The sequence below is a fragment of the Colwellia sp. 75C3 genome (assembly GCF_002836255.1).
Taxonomy (GTDB): domain Bacteria; phylum Pseudomonadota; class Gammaproteobacteria; order Enterobacterales; family Alteromonadaceae; genus Colwellia.
The window spans coordinates 463,885-481,682 of record NZ_PJAU01000032.1; the positions used below are offsets into that span (position 1 = coordinate 463,885).

Below are 17,798 nucleotides of genomic sequence, written 5' to 3' on the forward strand. Positions count from 1 at the left end.
TATTTTAGTCTATGGGTTGCCATAGTATTTTTTATTGCAGTCACAAAGTAATTAACTGGCTTGCTTAGCTGGAAACCTTGCTTCATGTAGACCTAACATTTGTGCTTTAGCTACAAGCTCCATGATGTCATCTACCTCAAATTTTCTAATTTCATCCAAGTCAGATACTTTTGTCAGCATATAATAAATAGGCTGCATAATATCTATGCGGTAAGGGGTTCTTAAAATATCGAGTACATCAAAATTCTGTCGAACGGCGTCTTTGCTATTGATAGCAAAGTCAGTTTCACCCGGAGAAGAAAGTACACCACCACCATAAATACGTAGGCCTTTAGGTGTATCAAGTAAACCAAATTCTATGGTAAACCAATATAAGCGAGCTAAAAACACGCGCTGTTCTTTCGTCGCGTTTAAGCCCATTTTCCCATAAGCTTCGGTGTAATTCGCAAATGATGGATTGGTTAATAATGGGCAATGACCAAATATCTCATGAAAAATATCAGGCTCTTGTAAATAGTCCATTTCCTCACGACTTCGAATAAAGGTTGCTACTGGAAATTTCTTTTCAGAAAGTAATCTAAAAAATTCACCAAAACCTATCAGTGCCGGCACCGGATAACATTCCCAGCCTGTCGTTGCCTTCAGTACTTTACTGACATCACCCAACTGAGGGATGCGGTCTGTCGATAAGTTTAATTTTTCTAAGCCGTCATGATATTCATCACAAGCTTTATCTTTAATACATGCTAATTGACGAGTGAATAGCTCTTGCCAAATTAAATTTTCTTCTGCTGACCAGTGTATGAAGCCCTCTTCATCAGGGACTTTTGAAACATACTTTGTTCCTTTCGACATGTTATTGACCTTTATTTCTAAGCGACTTTGTTTGTTTTTTTAAAGTTAACGTTTTTAATGTAATAATTTTTATTATGTTGCTGTATTCATCTTAAGACATCAGGACAGATAAAATAAAGCAACACAGAACGGTTAAAAAACAAACAAAGTCTTTTGTTGTACATGAAAGGTTACATGAGCGATAACATGACGGTTTAAAGTATGGCGGTTTCTACAACTATTTCTTAGCAGGACTAAGCAAAGATTTAATTTGCTGAGCTATTTTTTTACGAACATGCGTTAATTTAGGTTTCTCTTCAAAAGGGATAGGACGACATAACTCCATTGTTTTTGCACCTAAACGAGCCGTTAGCATGCCAGCACCTAATCCTTGCGCAAATCGAGCCGATAATTTCCCGAGTAACTCAGCACCTAACATATCACTACCAAAATCAGCGACTAACTCACTCGCACCAGCATAAGCCATATTGACAAAAACCTGCTTTATTAACTTAATACGGCTCCAATAGCCTAATTTCAAGCCATAAAGTCCGGAAATTTTATTTATCATACGTAAATTACGTGACAACATAATTAACATATCGATTAAAGCAACCGGGCTTAGAGCGACTAAAACAACCGCTTCAGTAGAGAATTTTGCGACTTCGTTTAAGGCTTTATCATCAACCTTAGTTAACACCACGCGAGAATAGAGCTGAACTAATTCAGTCGAAGTATAATCTGCCGCTAATGCATCATGCCAAACCTGCTGTTCTTTCGGGCAATCAAAGACAAGGTCACAAGGCAGGTTTTCGGTTATTTTGTCACAAAACGCTTTACCACGTTTATTAGATTTTTCTGTTAATTGTTCCGTGTCTATTAATAAAATTTCAGTAGCTTGCTGCTTCATTTCTTGACGTTTTTTAAACTGCTTAAGCCCAATAAACTCACGCCATAGATAATTCCCACTGACTAAGGTCAAGGCTGCTAATAACAGCGCATATAGGCTAGTAATTAGTGGCGACTGTTCAAAACCAGCAATAAAGAAATCTACCGCTTCAATAGCTAGTAACGTGACAAACAAGGCGGTGATTGTTCGCCATAACCATGAAGCTTTATCGCCCTTTAAACTATTGGCATCTTGATGAAGTTGCTCAGCATTAAGTTCAGTTTCCCTTACCTCATCAAGGCTACTTTCATCAAGAGACATAGGTAAATAAGCATCATTATCAAAAACAACTTGTTCGGTAAAAGTCGTACTGCCGTCCTCGTTTTTAAAAGTTACTTTATCAGCTGATGTCACAGTGTCACTTTCGTTAAAAATTATTTGTTGCTGTTGTGAGTTTTCATTGTCTTTAGTGGTCATATCATTTTATCTGCTAGTAAGAACTGTAAGACTTGATCCATTCGCACATGTGGTAAACATTGCTGTTTGTTAAGTCCACTTAAGGGTGCAAACTCTATAAAATTGAAATTATTCGATTGCCAATAATCATCATTGGGTAACTGACTCGGTACCGCGCCTGGAAACACGGTAATTTTTTGGCCAAAGATACCTGATGACTCTGTTGCATTTGGCTGAGCTATAGTTTTTCCTTGAATAACGGGAACATCTTTACCTTTATGCTTACTGACACCTGAGTTGGTCGATTTAACAGAAGCTATCGCTAACGTTTTAACTTGCACTGCTTCATAGTTTAAATGATGTTTGTTTTGATGAATCAACTGATTTAGCAATGCTACCATAGGTGCATGTTGCTCTGGAGTTACATGGTCAGCTTTTGTTGCGCCAAAAAGTAGTTTGTCAATCTTAGGTGAAAATAACCGAGAAAATATTCCTGACTTACCATAATGATAACTTTCTAAAATCATCGACATCGCTAACTCTAAATCAGCAAAACTTTCTTTGCCTTTATTTAAAGGTTTTAAACAATCTGCCAGTACTATTTGTCGGTCAAAGCGAAGAAAGTGTTCGCGGTAGAATTTACGAACCACCTGCTCTTTATATTCGAGGTAACGTAAACGCAGCATGCCAATCAAGCTATCATCAGGTGCATTTTGATAATCATTACCATCAAGGCTATCTAGACCAGGGAAAGGGAAAAACTCTAAAATGGGTGCCCCCGCTAAATCACCAGGTAATATAAACCGGCCCGGTTGGATAACTGATAAACCTAGTTCGTAGCGGAAAGTATGCAATAACGCGGTATATTCCTGTGCTAACTCCGCTAGAAGCTCTTCACTTGCACAAGCGAAGGGATCTAACTGTGTAAGCTTAGTCAGAAAACCTTTACTCTGTTCTGCCCTTGGCGAACTTGTCATTAATGCATGTGTTTGCTGCGACCATTCTTGATATGTTTGCTTGAGCATAGGTAAGTCAAGTAACCACTCACCTGGATAATCAGTAATATCTAATGTTAACGTTGCCATGTCAGTGGCATATTTAAGTATTGAATTCTTCGGTTGATACCGAATAGCCAAACGTAATTCGCTGATACCATGAGTAGGCTCTGGCCAAGTTGCTGGCTCCGATGTTAACGCAGAAATCGCTGCATCATAATCAAACCTTGGTACATGGTAGTGCTGTTGTGGCACTCGCTTAGCGGCAATGAAATTACCATGATGTACGGGATCGAAAAAACTGAGCTTGGTGCCATTACCTTCATTAATCAATTGATTCACCAATGAAGTGATAAATGCTGTTTTACCGCTACGGCTTAAGCCAGTAACGGCCAATGTCACATGCTGATCGATAGTACGACTGAGTAACTCATTGGCTTTATTTTTTAGCTTATCTAAGCCACGTTTTGATAGTATCGATTTACTTATTATTGCCATAAAGTTAATGCCATAACGAATTGATAACTTATAAATTTCATCTGATTAGATCTAATTTGATAATAAGGACTTTTAATAATAATTACACCTCATTAATTGATTTTTACTATATAAATTAAAACTAAGCGATTAGAAGTAAATATACTTTTTATTACGAATAAATAAAAAAGCTGTCAACTGACAGCTTTTTTGACAACTTGATATTATTGCACTCGGACTTATTTATTGATCCGTTTAATATTACAGCTTATTAATTTCTCTAGAAACGGTAAACTCAGCCGATGTAACATATTGCTCCATCGCTTGTACCTTTCCTTCTAGCGAACGAAACTTACGGCGAATATCATAAAGTGCTTGTTTAGGTGGTTCACCTGCTTGCCAAATTCGAGCTTTCACCTTAATTGACTCATTGCTTACATCAACCTTTTGCTTTCCTTGCTGGTCACGCTTCGCATATTGGCTTTCACTTGATTCATGATTGCTGTTAGTTATTTTCTCTGGCGTTTTATCTAGAATAAACCAACCGGCTATATAGCCTAGGATAAGAAACGGCATACCAAACAACACACCTGAAACCACTAGTATTCGAACTAACCAAGTTTCCCAACCAAAGTAATCGGCTATGCCCGCGCAAACACCAGCTATCTTACCTTGCTCGGCGTTGCGATATAATTCTCCTCTTTTTCGATTCATAATTTGGTTCTCCAGTTTGGGGTCTCCACATCTAAAATCGCTTCGAGGGTTTGAATCCTATCAGCCATGGTATCTGCAACTTCTGATAATTCTGATAATTGAATATACTCTTCTTGGCTCAAGCCTTGGCTAACTTGCTTTTTACTGCGGTAATGCAAAACCAGCCATATTGGAGCAACAATAATCATAAAAATAATAACGGGCGCAACGATGATCTCTTCCACAATACTTCTCCTTTATCCTATTCTACCGATAGTTTTATTTATTATTTTTGTTTACTTTTCATCTTAGCCTTTAACTGCGCTAATTCATCATCAACTTTTTCATCGGATGCAAGACCCGCAATCTCATCTGCTAATGATTTACTGCCTAAATCATATGATTCAACGGCAGCCTCGATATCATCAACTTTACGTTCATAATGATCAAAACGATTTAAAGCATCATTAACGCGTGTACTGTGAATATTTTCTTTTACTTTTAAACGAGAGCTCGCAGATTTTTCACGAATAACAATAGCCTTTTGACGAACCTTTGCATCGCTAAGCTTATCTTGTAGTTGTGATATTTCATCTTGAAGCTTACTAAGGTGTTCATCGGTATGTGCTAACTCATCGACTAACGCCTGTGCACTTTCACTACTCTTTTTCTTTTCCATCAAAGCAGCACGCGCTAAATCTTCACGGTCTTTATTTAAAGCCAATTCAGCTTTTTCTTGCCATTGTTGTGCATCTTGCTCAAGGCGGATCACTTGGCGAGATAATTCTTTTTTATCTGCCAGTGTTTTTGCTGAGCTAGAACGTACTTCAACTAAGGTATCTTCCATTTCCTGAATGATCAAACGTACCATTTTTGCTGGATCTTCGGCTTTGTCTAATAAATTATTAATATTAGAATTAATTATATCTGTGAATCTTGAAAAAATACCCATAACAACTTCCTCAACTGATGGCTAAATCATGCTTACTTTACATAAACTAAGCATTAACTTAGCGCTGAATTACTATTTATATACATTCATGTTTTACGCCAACTTTTAAAACAACACTAAACATATGTTTTATATAACTTTATTATTTATTCAAAAAAGACTTTAAACCGCTTAAGTAATAAAATACACTATTTGTTAGTGAAATAAACCAACATTTGAGTTTACTATGGCGCGTTTTAACCAACAAGATAATCTTCTTGGCCAATCAAATTGCTTTTTAGAAGTACTAGAACAAATATCCCAAGTAGCCACCTTAAGCAAACCCGTACTTATTATTGGTGAGCGCGGTACCGGTAAAGAACTTGTTGCCGCCCGTTTACACTTCTTGTCAAAACGTTGGGAACAAAGCTATTTAAAACTCAACTGTGCAGCATTAAATGAAAATTTACTTGAAACTGAGTTATTTGGCTACGATAGTGGAGCTTTTACTGGGGCCAGTAAACGTCATGAAGGACGCTTTGAACGTGCTGATAAAGGTACGTTATTTTTAGATGAAATTGCCAATACCTCAGGTCTCATTCAAGAAAAATTATTACGTGTTGTTGAATACGGCGAATTCGAACGTGTCGGTGGCTCAAGAACAATTCAAAGTGATGTTCGTTTAGTTGCGGCAACCAATGAAGATTTACCTACCTTAGCTGCGTCAGGTCAATTTAGAGCAGATCTATTAGATCGCTTAGCCTTTGACGTTATAACCCTGCCACCATTACGAGAACGTTTAGACGATATAATAATGCTCGCAGAACACTTTGCTATTAACATGGCCCGCGAGCTTGAATTTGAATTATTTAGTGGTTTTACCGAAAAAGCTAAGCGCAGCCTGCTTGAATATCACTGGCCGGGTAATATTCGTGAATTAAAAAATGTTGTTGAACGAAGTGTTTATCGCAGTAATAACCCGCACTTACCTGTCCATGAACTGATCATTGATCCATTCGAATCTCCTTTTAGACCAAATCAACGAATTAAAACCCACGATAGGGTCAATGAACTCAATAAAAATATCGCTTCCGAAAATGGTAATACAGTTGATCAGGCCTCAGCAGAAACATCAATAACGTTAGACAATATTAATCTAACATCGACAATAGCAACTACCGCGATACCTAAAGTGTTGACGCAACAATTTCCTCAGTCATTAAAAACATTATCACAAGACTATGAAATAGAATTAATACAATCTGCTTTAGCCCATTGCCAATTTAATCAAAAGAAAACCGCAGAAGCACTCGAATTAACTTATCATCAATTAAGGGGTTACCTAAAAAAATATAACTTGCTTGATGGCAGTATTAACGATGAACTTTAAATCTATATTCTCCTTAACATTAGCGAGCCTTGTTAGTATTTTAACAGGCTGTAACGAAGGTAATAAGCTATCTTTAAGTGAGCGTAGTATTATCTATTGCTCTGAAGGATCTCCGGAGTCATTCAATCCACAACTCAGCACGTCAGGTACCACGTCTGATGCCAGCGCTAAGCAGCTCTATAACAGTCTGATTGTTTATAAAGGTAAAAAGAACACCTTAGGTCCTGCTTTAGCAAGATCATGGCATGTAACCCGTGATGGTAAAAAAATCACCTTCTATTTACGTAAAGATGTAAACTTTCATCAAACAAGCTATTTTACCCCGACAAGATTATTTAATGCTGATGATGTGCTATTTAGCTTTAATAGAGTGTTAGATAAAAACCATGCTTTTCATCATGTGTCAGGGGGCCAGTACCCCTTTTTCCAAAGTGTAAAATTTACAGAGCTGGTTGAAAAAGTAGAGAAAATTAATGACTTTACTGTGCGTTTTATTTTAAAACGTAACGATAGCTCCTTCTTAGCTAATTTAGCGACCGATTATGCAATAATTTTGTCCGAAGAATATGGGCAATCATTGCAAAAGAAAAAAAAACCACATGAAATTGATATACTGCCGATTGGTACAGGTCCTTTTAAACTAAAAGATTACCGTGTTGGCTCATTAATCCGCTTTTATCGTCATGATGAATATTGGCAGGAAAAAGCTAAAATTGAACAACTTGTTTTTGATATATCACCCAGTAAAACAACACGTTTAACTAAACTTTTAGCTAAAGAATGTGATGTCAGTAGCTATCCAATAGCACATAAGAAGATTACTGAAAGAAGCGATTTAACATTAGAATCAATGACTTCATTGAATGTTGGATACTTCGGCTTTAATACAAAAAAGGAGCCTTTTGATAATAAGTTGGTACGCCAGGCAATTAGCTTAGCCATTAACAAGCAAGCCTTAATTGATACGGTTTACCAAGGGCAAGCTGCACGGGCAAAGTCTATATTACCCGAAACATCATGGGCTTATGATAGCGAAACACCTGAACTAACTTATGATCCAGTTAGAGCTAAATCATTACTAGAAGTAGCGGGTTATGCCCAAGGGTTTACCATGGACATCTGGGCAATGCCCGTTCAAAGAGCATATAATCCAAATGCAGTAACAATGGCAAAATTGATTCAAGCTGACTTAAAGAAAATTGGCGTAGAAGTTAAGATTATTACCTATGAATGGAGTACTTTTTTACGTCGCTTATCACAAGGTGAACATCAAAGCTTTTTATTAGGCTGGACTGCAGATCATCCTGACCCTGATAATTTTTTCACGCCAATGCTCAGCTGCTCTTCTAGCGAAAAAGGCAGTAACCGCACATTTTGGTGTAATAAAGAGTATGACCAACTACTACAAAGTGCGCTAAGTACAACAAATATGACTAAACGAAAAAGCTATTATGCTAAGGCTATGGCAATTATTAACGAAGAGATCCCCTTGTTACCTATTGCTCATTCAAAACGATTTCAAGCCAGAGGTGTTGACGTAGAAGGCAAAATATTAGAAAACTTTGGTGGTATAAGTTTTTATGACGTTGCTAAAAGGTCGATAAATAACGATGTGAATACCTTAGCTCAACCTGAGATAGCTGATAAGGCAAGTAATTAATATGCTTACTTTTACCTTACGCCGATTGAGCTTATTCCTTTTTACCATGTTGGTATTAACGCTTATATCGTTTAGCTTGAGTTTTTTATTTCCTGGTGACACTGTCATTAATCATTCTGGTCAGATTAATGCTACGGCGACAGAATTAGCACAACTCAATGAAGCTTACCAAATGGATAAAAGCATTTTCACTCAGTATGGAGCTTACTTAACACATATCCTTAATGGTGATTTGGGGCAGTCTATGGCAAGCCAATCACCGATTAGTAATGAAGTATTAGAATTACTGCCGGCCACGATAGAGCTCAGCCTAGTTGCTTTACTTATTGCGATGTTAGTTGGCATTCCATTAGGTTTTATTGCTGCCATCAATCACAATAAAGCCAGCGACAATGCCATTTTGTCGTTTGCCATGCTTGGCTATTCCATTCCTGTTTTTTGGCTGGGCCTGTTGGCTATACTTTTTTTCTCAATCGGCCTTGGCTGGTTGCCTTCCGCAGGAAAAATTAGCTTGCTGTTTGAAATTGAATTTGTAACTGGTATTCAATTTATTGATATTTTACTCAGCGAGAGCCCCTATAAGTGGCAAGCATTTAGCAATGCTAGCTCTCATATAATTTTACCCGCATGCGTTATTGCATTGGCTCCAGCTACTATTTTTATTCGCTTATCGCGTGCCGCTATGATTGAAGTATTAGCCGCCAGTTATATCAGAGCAGCTAAAGCTAAAGGTTTGAGCTTTCAACAGATAATATTTAGACACGCAATTCGAAATGCATTAATTCAAATAATACGCCACGTGGGTTTGCAGTTTGCCAACTTGGTTACTCTCGCTATGGTTACTGAAGTTATTTTTAGTTGGCCAGGTATTGGTCGTTGGCTAATAGAGAGTATTTCACAGCGTGATTATACCGCGATTCAAAGCGGGCTATTAGTACTTTCCTGCTTCATCTTTATCGTTCACATATTGACCGACTTTATTTATGCTGCCCTTAATCCATTAGCGCGAGGTAATCATCATGGCTCGTGAAAAAATATACCTTGAAGAAGTATTTCCCTCTCCTTTTATGCAGTTATGGGGAATTTTCCGTAAAACCCCCGTAGCTATGGTTGGCTTTTGTTGTTTCATTTTCCTCGTTATACTCGCTATTTTTGCGCCAATTATATCCCCCTACTCTCCTGTAGAGGGCCATCTGGATATGATATTACTGCCACCAGCTTGGCATCCTGATGGTAATGTCAGTTACCTACTAGGTACTGATGAGCTTGGACGAGATATGTTGTCTAGGCTGATGTATGGAACATCTCTGACTTTTGGTTTGAGCTTTATTGTGGTGATCTTCTCTTTAGTCATCGGCGTGGTTATTGGCTCGCTATCTGCCTTAACTAGGGGCATTAAATCGAGCTTTTTAAATCATTTTCTCGATGTTATATTATCTATACCATCATTGTTACTCGCTATTATTATTGTTGCTATTTTAGGTCCTGGTATTAGCAACACAGTATGGGCAATTGCCATTGTATTTATCCCGCAATTTATCCACATAACTCGGTATGCAGTAAAGGAAGAGTTTAGAAAAGACTATGTACTTGCTTCGCGTCTTGATGGCGCCAGTAATTTCCGTATTTTGTACTACTCAGTATTTCCTAATATTGTTGAGCGCTTAATGAGTCAGGCCACGCTAGCACAGTCTGCCGCCATCTTAGATATCGCTACCTTAGGTTTTTTAGGATTAGGGGCGCAAATTCCCTTACCTGAATGGGGCGCTATTTTAGCCAATGGTCTTGAACACTTTTATATTGCGCCTTGGACAGTATACTTACCAGGTTTAGCCATTTTATTCGCTGTTGTTGCCACTAACCTGGTTGGTGAAGGTATTCGCCATGCGCTTAAACTGCGTAAGGAAAACTAATGGTATTTCCCCACACAGTGACAATAAAAATTATAACGACCGTAACCAAAATCTTTATTTTACTGTCTATATTATTAACTTCTCCACCTAAAAAAGCGTGTAAGTAGCACTTATGAATTTACTCGACATCAGAAATTTATCCATTGAGCTCGATACACCAAATGGTCGCGTACTCGCGGTAGATAAAGTAAGTTTATCGATTAAAGAAGGTGAGTTTCGTGGTTTAGTAGGCGAATCAGGCTCAGGTAAGTCACTCTTGGCACAAGCAATCATAGGTGTTTTAAACGATAAGTGGCATGTGCATGCAGACAGGTTTCATTGGCGAGGTATCGATTTATTACGCCTAACTATTGATGAGCGTAGAGCATTATTATGCCGTGATATTGCAATGATATTTCAAGAGCCAATGAGCTGTTTAGATCCAACCACTTTAATCGGAGAGCAGTTAAGCGAAGCTATTGATTCTTCACAGCTATCAGGTCACTTTTGGCAGCGTAAAAAACAGCGTAAAGAAGCGGTAGTCAAATTACTTCACAAAGTTGGTATTAAGAAACATAGCCAATGTATTAACAGTTACCCTCATCAACTTACTGAAGCAATCTGCCAACGCGTTATGATAGCGATAGCCCTCGCAGGTCGACCCATTTTGTTAATTGCCGATGAACCAACAGCCGCAATGGAAAGTACTAATCAGGGACAGATATTTAGATTACTTGCTAACTTAAATCAATTAAAAAACATGTCAATATTATTGATAAGCCATGATTTAGAGAACTTAACTCACTGGACCAGTACCATTACAGTAATGTATAGCGGCCAATTTGTTGAAGCAGGTAGTACAGAGCAAATATTTAATAAACCTATGCATCCTTATACTCGAGCTTTAGTTGATAGTAGTACTAAGGCTAATTTGCAGTTACCGACTAAATCGCGACTGATGACCTTACCGGGTAGTATCCCTATTTTACAACATTTGCCCATTGGTTGTAGATTAGGCCCTCGTTGCCCAAGAGCGCAACAAACTTGTGTCGAGGCGCCAAAGGTCAGTAATTTTCATGGCCATAAAGTCAGTTGCCATTTCCCGTTGATTAGGGAGACCGCTAAAAAACATTCGGTAAAACACGAAGTAGTTAAGGGAACAATTTAAGATGAGTGTTTTATTAGATGTTAAAGAAATAACAAAATCATTTAAGCTTAAAGGTCATTGGTATCACAAGCGTAAATTTACGGCATTATCACCACTATCTTTTGCTATTGAAGCAAAAAAAACGCTAGCGATTGTTGGTGAAACGGGTTCAGGAAAATCAACGTTAGCAAAGATATTAGTAGGTGCAGAAAGCCCAACGACGGGTAAGATATATTTGAATGGTCAGCTATTGCAGAACCAACGTTTCAAACAAAGGTGTCAGCATATCCGGATGATATTTCAAGACTCAGGAACGACTTTAAACCCTAGCTTAACCATTCAAGAATTACTCGATGAGCCATTAATACTTAATACTGAGTTGAATGAAAAACAACGCCAACAGCTTATTCGCACGACTTTACAAAAAGTTGGCCTGCTTGGCGATCATATGAATTTTTACCCTCATATGTTCTCAGGTGGACAGAAACAAAGGATCTCACTGGCTAGAGCCATTATCCTACAACCCCAAGTTATCATCCTAGATGAAGCGTTAGCGGCTTTAGACCCCTCATTACGCTCGCAGATGATTAACTTACTGCTCGATTTACAACAACAAATGGGCTTAGCCTATATTCTCATTTCTCATAATTTAGGTATTGTCCGCCACTTTAGTGATGATGTAATGGTGATGTCACATGGTGAGGTAGTTGAGTCTGGAAAAACCATTGAGGTAATGCGTAACCCTCAACATAAAGTAACTCAAAAATTAATGATGAGTCAGAACTTTCAGCTTAAATAAATAACTAGATAATACTTCAATCTCCCTAAAAGTAAGACATAAAAAAAGCCAATAGTAGATTACTACTATTGGCTTTTTTAGTCGCCGAAACGACTATCCTATTGGAATTTAATAAGTAGTAACAGGCTCTACAACTTGTTTACGTGTAATTTCCGCACCAACCTTTAACGAGTTAACAAAACTCTGATAGGCCGACTGTGCCAACTGAGACGTTTGTTGCTGACCTAAGTTAGGGTTAGCAGCTGTTGCACTTACACCTACCGTAGTAACTTCAACTAAGGCAAGCGCACCATTACTTAACGCAACAGTTGAGGCCGAAACAGTACCGTCTACCGGGTGTGGTAGTACAAAAGCAGCACGACTGATACTTTGATCAACATCTGGACTATAACGAGCAACTTTTTCTTTACTAACAAAACTCGTATTAAGTGCTGTTAGTTGAGCTGTTATATCAACACCAGCATTAAAGTCAGCCAATAATAAATCAACAGTCTGCTGAGCTTTCTCGGTTGCTTTTTGATTAACTAAAATATCTTTAATTTGCGCTTCGACTTCCACTAAAGGTTTAACATTTGCTTCTTGCAAAGTATTAAGACGTAAAACAAGTACAACACTATCATTAACTTCAATAAGGTCTGAGTTCATATTGTCTTGTAAAACCATTTCGGAGAAAGCAGCTTCTATAACTTTACTTTGATCAAAAGGAGCACTGTTTCCACTACGTAATAACCAAGGAGATGTTTGTATGGCAACATTAACTTCTGCCGCAGCATCATCTAGGCTATCTGGAAATTCAAAACTGATACGTGCCATTTCTTGCTGTAGCGTAAAGAACTTGTCTTGTGCTTGGTCATTACTTAATTTAGCACTTAACTCCGTTTTCACATCAGCAAAAGCTTGCACAGACTCTTTTTTATAGTCTGTTAATTTTAATACATGGTAACCAAAGCTTGTTTTAACTAATGAACTAATCTCGCCAACAGTAAGTAATGCTAAAGCGGCTTCATCAAAACTCTCTTCCATCACGCCTGGCTCAAGCCATTCTAAATCACCACCGTTTTCACCACTGAAAGTATCATTAGAAACTTCTTTTGCTAACGCGGCAAAGTCTTCACCTTGCTCAAGTCGGGTTAATACGACTTGTGCTTGTAATTTGGCAGCTTCATCATCTGCATTTCCATCAGTAAACTCGATAAGGATATGTGATATACGTCGTTGTGCTGTTTCAGTAAAGCTTGTTAAGTTCTCTTGGTAATAACTAGATAACTCATCATCAGTAACGTTGATGCCTTTAGCAATATCAGCAACATTTAAGCTAATAAAATCAACTTTAACCTGTTCTTTATTTTCAAAACGAGCTTGATTGGCTACATAGTAATTATTAACGTCTTCATCAGTTAACGTTATCGCTGCTTTAAACTGCTCTGCAGAAATTGTTGCGAATCGAATATCACGCGTTTGGTTTTGTAACGCAAGTTGTAACTTCTCTTGATAAGGTAAATTAAACTCAGTAGCAACTAATGCTTGGCTCAATTGACGACGAGTCATCTCTACGCGTAAATAATCACGAAAGTCTGATGATTGAAAGAAACCAGCTTGATTGATAATAGCTAAATAACGATTGTTATCAAAAGAACCGTCTACTTGGAATTCAGGCATAGTGCGGATAGTATCTTTTAAACGCAGATCCGAAACACGAATAGCAAGGGCTTCACTATTTTGATCTATTAACGTTTCATTAATAAGGTTATCTAAAACACCTTGGCGAAAGTTAGCCATATAATTTGCATCATTTGATAAGGTATCAAACATCTCACCAAACTGTTGTGCCATACGACCACGTTGTGCTTGATACGCTTTATTAAATGCTTGTTGGCTAATGGCCTGACCATTAACCGTAGCAACAGAAGTATCTACTGAGTTGCTATAACTTCCAACACCGGCGACAGCGAAGGTAAGGATAATCAAACCAAGAATAATTTTGGCAGTCAATCCCTGCGATTTTTCACGAATATCTTCTAACATTAATTTCTCTTTTTTTATGCCTAAAAAATCTAGACTTAAGTATCTTTAAATTCAAGTTGCTCGCGATTTTAGCAGATCATAAGCATTGCTTGAAGCACAACATGCGCTAAATGCAAATTTATTATGAATATTTATTATGAATATTTATTTTTACGCGGGGTACAAAGTAAAAAACCACCTAAAAAGGTGGTTTCTAATACGCAGTATAACTTAGTCTAAATTAGTGACTAGTTACATGCATCTTTTAATGCTTTACCAGCTTTGAAAGATGGAATTTTAGCAGCAGCGATTTGAATAGTCGCACCCGTTTGTGGGTTACGACCAGTACGTGCAGCACGGTCACGTACTGAGAAAGTACCAAAACCAACAAGAGCTACTTGCTCGCCATCTTTTAATTCATCAGTTACAGCGCCAATAAATGAATCTAATGCACGACCCGCAGCAGCTTTTGAAATGTCTGCACCAGCAGCAATTTTCTCGATTAGTTGAGATTTATTCACAGTGTATACCCCTTCAATTGTTATTATGCAACGCTATCCATTTTATAACTGTTATCAATCTAAATTTTATTTTTATTGATAACTTGTAGCGTTGAGTTTAGAAAATATTATGCTCTCTAGATTCCTCCAATTCATCTATATAACATAGTGAGTAAGGGGTCTAGCGATAAAAGCGTAGTTAACTTACCACAGTTTCAGCGTTTGAAAAGCGATAATTGCTTTTTTTTACTATTTTTTTAACTTTTTTGGCCTTTTTTGATATAAATCATCAAAAAAGGCCAAGCTTTGAGCAAGTTACTTTTCAACTTTCCATTGTTCTACAGGCTGTTCAAGCGCAAGTGCAAGCACTTCATCAATCCATTTCACTGGGTGAATAGACAATTCAGCTTTAACATTTTCAGGGATTTCTTTTAAATCGCGCTCGTTCTCATGCGGAATAATTACTGTTTTTATACCACCACGATGAGCCGCAAGTAACTTCTCTTTCAAACCACCGATGGCTAGAACTTCACCGCGAAGGGTAATTTCACCTGTCATAGCTACATCAGCTTTTACCGGATTCCCCGTAAGACTTGAGACAAGAGCGGTACACATACCAACACCAGCACTCGGCCCATCTTTGGGTGTTGCTCCTTCAGGAACATGGACATGGATATCACGCTTTTCATAGAAATCTTCATTAATACGAAGTTTCTCAGTACGACTTCTTACAACAGTCATCGCTGCTTGAATAGATTCTTGCATGACGTCACCTAATGAACCGGTATAAGTCAGCTTACCTTTACCTGGTACCGAGGCAGTTTCAATGGTAAGTAACTCTCCACCAACTTGAGTCCAAGCCAAACCAGTTACTAAGCCTACTCGGTTCTTATCATCAGCTTTACCGTAATCAAAGCGTTGCACACCAAGGAACTCGTTAAGGTTATCTTGGTTAATGGTCACTTTCTTCACTTTTTTATCAAGTAAAATAGACTTCACTGCTTTACGACATAATTTAGATATTTCACGCTCTAAACTACGTACACCCGCTTCACGAGTGTAATAGCGAATAATGCCCATGAGTGCACTGTCATCAATGTCGATTTCTTTAGCTTTTAAACCATTTCGCTGAATTTGCTTATCAACAAGGTGCTTACGCGCAATATTAAGTTTTTCATCTTCGGTATAACCCGATAAACGTATCACTTCCATACGGTCTAATAATGGTCCAGGAATATCCATACTATTTGAAGTTGCAACAAACATAACGTCTGATAAATCATAATCAACTTCAAGGTAGTGATCATTAAAGGTGGTGTTTTGTTCTGGATCTAAAACTTCAAGTAACGCAGAAGCAGGATCTCCACGCATGTCTGACGCCATTTTATCAATTTCATCCAATAAGAAAAGTGGGTTTTTAACACCGACTTTTGATATTTTTTGAATTAACTTACCCGGCAGTGAACCAATATAAGTACGTCTATGGCCACGAATTTCAGCTTCATCACGAACTCCACCCAAGGCCATACGGACGTATTTTCGCCCCGTAGATTTAGCAATAGATTGACCAAGTGACGTTTTACCAACACCAGGTGGACCAACTAAACATAATATAGGCCCTTTTAACTGGCTTACGCGTTGTTGTACGGCTAGATATTCTAAAATACGTTCTTTAACTTTATCTAGTCCATAATGATCTTCATCAAGCACTTCTTGAGCAAGGGCAAGGTTACGTTTTAATTTGCTACGTTTTTTCCAAGGCACATTGATCATGCATTCGATGTAACTGCGCACTACTGTAGCTTCCGCAGACATAGGTGACATCATTTTAAGCTTCTGAAACTCACCTAAGGTCTTTTCTTTAGCTTCACTCGGCATTTGGGCTTCTTCAATACGCTTAGCCATTTGTTCAAGCTCATCAGGAGTGTCTTCCCCCTCATTTAGCTCTTTTTGAATAGCTTTCATTTGCTCATTCAAATAATAATCACGCTGACTTTTTTCCATTTGCTTTTTAACACGAGTACGAATTTTCTTTTCAACTTGAAGTAAATCAATTTCGCCTTCCATTAATGCCATCAAATGTTCTAAACGTACATTGACATCAATAATTTCTAATACTTTTTGCTTGTCAGCTAGTTTTAGAGGCATATGTGCTGCCATCGTATCAGCAAGCTGTTCAGCTTCATCTATACCAGATACTGAAGTAAGCACTTCAGGTGGGATTTTTTTATTAAGCTTTACATAACCTTCAAACTGAGAAATAGCAGAACGAATCAAGACTTCGATATCTTCATTAATCTCTGCGCTAGGGCTTACATACTCAATTTCAGCGCTAAAATACTCTTCTGTCTCAACAAACTTCTTTATCGTTGCTCGTTGTGCACCTTCCACTAATACTTTAACGGTGCCATCAGGAAGTTTTAACATCTGTAAAATAGTTGCTACTGTACCCGTGGTGTATACGTCATCAGCTTGGGGATCATCAATAGCAGCATCTTTTTGCGCAACAAGAAATACCTGCTTATCGTTTTCCATGGCTAGATCTAGACAGCGAATTGACTTTTCACGACCAACAAAAAGTGGGATAACCATTTGTGGGTAAACAACAACATCTCTTAAGGCTAAAACGGGGATCTCAACGACACCAGATAATTCTTTACTCATTGGCTACTCTTTTTGGGAATTGTTTTAATTAATAATACCAAGTGCATTAATTTATTGACCACTTAGCGAGAATTAAAAGGCTTAGAGGCAAGGCATTGATTGAAGAGAATGGTTATTCCCTTGTCAAAATAAATAACGCTGCATATAGCCTTTTAAGCTCGCCCTTGGGAGCTTATTAGCAAACTGATAACGGCACAAAATTTATGAAATATAGAATAACTATGTTTAACAAATTTTGTTTGTTCTAAGCTCGCTAATATAACTCTAAGTTGACCAATAAATTAGTGCATTTGGTATAAATAAAATAAAGCTATAGAATCTATATGGGGCTAGGCTGTTAACTTTCAACAAGAGATAAAAAATAAAGAGAAAAACTTATTATTTTAACGCCTTAATATTAGTCTTAGATCAAAAAAGCCTCAAGTAGTAAGTAATTATTATCTATAATAATTACTTACTACTTGAGG

Annotated in this window: 15 protein-coding genes; 6 read left to right on the top strand and 9 right to left on the bottom strand. The window is 37.7% G+C overall.

The annotated features are described in order from the left end of the window. Positions 1-51 precede the first annotated feature (51 nt). The 6 genes from phhA to pspA all read right to left on the bottom strand — a co-directional run bounded on the left by phhA (position 52) and on the right by pspA (position 5,296). Positions 52-855, bottom strand: a complete 804-nt coding sequence (phhA, locus tag CXF85_RS03905; RefSeq protein WP_101227195.1) for a phenylalanine 4-monooxygenase — start codon at positions 853-855, stop codon at positions 52-54. A 217-nt stretch (positions 856-1,072) separates the two neighbouring features. Continuing rightward, positions 1,073-2,200, bottom strand: coding sequence for a YcjF family protein (locus tag CXF85_RS03910; RefSeq protein ID WP_101227196.1), 1,128 nt, complete (start codon positions 2,198-2,200; stop codon positions 1,073-1,075). Next, positions 2,197-3,672 carry a YcjX family protein gene (locus CXF85_RS03915; RefSeq protein ID WP_101227197.1) on the bottom strand — a complete coding sequence of 492 codons (1,476 nt, stop codon included), beginning with the start codon at positions 3,670-3,672 and terminating at the stop codon, positions 2,197-2,199. The genes CXF85_RS03910 and CXF85_RS03915 overlap by 4 nt, the downstream gene beginning before the upstream one ends. Before the next feature lie 240 nt (positions 3,673-3,912). Next, entirely contained in the window at positions 3,913-4,365 is a 453-nt protein-coding gene (gene pspC, locus CXF85_RS03920; protein ID WP_101227198.1) for an envelope stress response membrane protein PspC, read from the bottom strand. Further along, the gene (gene pspB, locus CXF85_RS03925) at positions 4,362-4,589 is read right to left on the bottom strand and encodes an envelope stress response membrane protein PspB (protein ID WP_011044524.1); all 228 of its coding nucleotides are present in this window, start codon (positions 4,587-4,589) and stop codon (positions 4,362-4,364) included. The genes pspC and pspB overlap by 4 nt, the downstream gene beginning before the upstream one ends. Before the next feature lie 41 nt (positions 4,590-4,630). Then, positions 4,631-5,296, bottom strand: a complete 666-nt coding sequence (gene pspA / locus CXF85_RS03930) for a phage shock protein PspA (protein WP_101227199.1) — start codon at positions 5,294-5,296, stop codon at positions 4,631-4,633. Positions 5,297-5,522: 226 nt separating this feature from the next. On the opposite strand from pspA, the gene pspF reads away from it, so the two are divergent. The 6 genes from pspF (at position 5,523) to CXF85_RS03960 (ending at position 12,163) form a co-directional block, all read left to right on the top strand. Continuing rightward, positions 5,523-6,665, top strand: a complete 1,143-nt coding sequence (pspF, locus tag CXF85_RS03935) for a phage shock protein operon transcriptional activator (protein ID WP_101227200.1) — start codon at positions 5,523-5,525, stop codon at positions 6,663-6,665. After that, positions 6,655-8,325, top strand: coding sequence for an ABC transporter substrate-binding protein (locus CXF85_RS03940; RefSeq protein WP_101227342.1), 1,671 nt, complete (start codon positions 6,655-6,657; stop codon positions 8,323-8,325). Before pspF ends, CXF85_RS03940 begins: the two co-directional genes overlap by 11 nt. 1 nt (position 8,326) lies before the next feature. After that, a complete protein-coding gene (locus tag CXF85_RS03945; RefSeq protein WP_101227201.1) occupies positions 8,327-9,355 on the top strand; it encodes an ABC transporter permease in 1,029 nt (342 codons plus the stop codon). Next, a complete protein-coding gene (locus CXF85_RS03950) occupies positions 9,345-10,238 on the top strand; it encodes an ABC transporter permease subunit (RefSeq protein WP_101227202.1) in 894 nt (297 codons plus the stop codon). The genes CXF85_RS03945 and CXF85_RS03950 overlap by 11 nt, the downstream gene beginning before the upstream one ends. 112 nt (positions 10,239-10,350) lie before the next feature. Then, the gene (locus tag CXF85_RS03955) at positions 10,351-11,385 is read left to right on the top strand and encodes a peptide ABC transporter ATP-binding protein (RefSeq protein ID WP_101227203.1); all 1,035 of its coding nucleotides are present in this window, start codon (positions 10,351-10,353) and stop codon (positions 11,383-11,385) included. A gap of 1 nt (position 11,386) precedes the next feature. Further along, positions 11,387-12,163, top strand: a complete 777-nt coding sequence (locus CXF85_RS03960) for a peptide ABC transporter ATP-binding protein (protein ID WP_101227204.1) — start codon at positions 11,387-11,389, stop codon at positions 12,161-12,163. Positions 12,164-12,271: 108 nt separating this feature from the next. Here the strand turns inward: CXF85_RS03960 and CXF85_RS03965 are convergent, their stop codons facing one another. The 3 genes from CXF85_RS03965 to lon all read right to left on the bottom strand — a co-directional run bounded on the left by CXF85_RS03965 (position 12,272) and on the right by lon (position 17,331). Then, the gene (locus tag CXF85_RS03965; RefSeq protein ID WP_101227205.1) at positions 12,272-14,188 is read right to left on the bottom strand and encodes a SurA N-terminal domain-containing protein; all 1,917 of its coding nucleotides are present in this window, start codon (positions 14,186-14,188) and stop codon (positions 12,272-12,274) included. A gap of 227 nt (positions 14,189-14,415) precedes the next feature. Beyond that, positions 14,416-14,688 carry a nucleoid-associated protein HU-beta gene (gene hupB / locus CXF85_RS03970; protein WP_011044534.1) on the bottom strand — a complete coding sequence of 91 codons (273 nt, stop codon included), beginning with the start codon at positions 14,686-14,688 and terminating at the stop codon, positions 14,416-14,418. 294 nt (positions 14,689-14,982) lie between these two features. Further along, on the bottom strand, positions 14,983-17,331 hold the full coding sequence (gene lon, locus CXF85_RS03975; RefSeq protein WP_101227206.1) for an endopeptidase La: 2,349 nt from the start codon (positions 17,329-17,331) through the stop codon (positions 14,983-14,985). Positions 17,332-17,798: the final 467 nt, after the last annotated feature.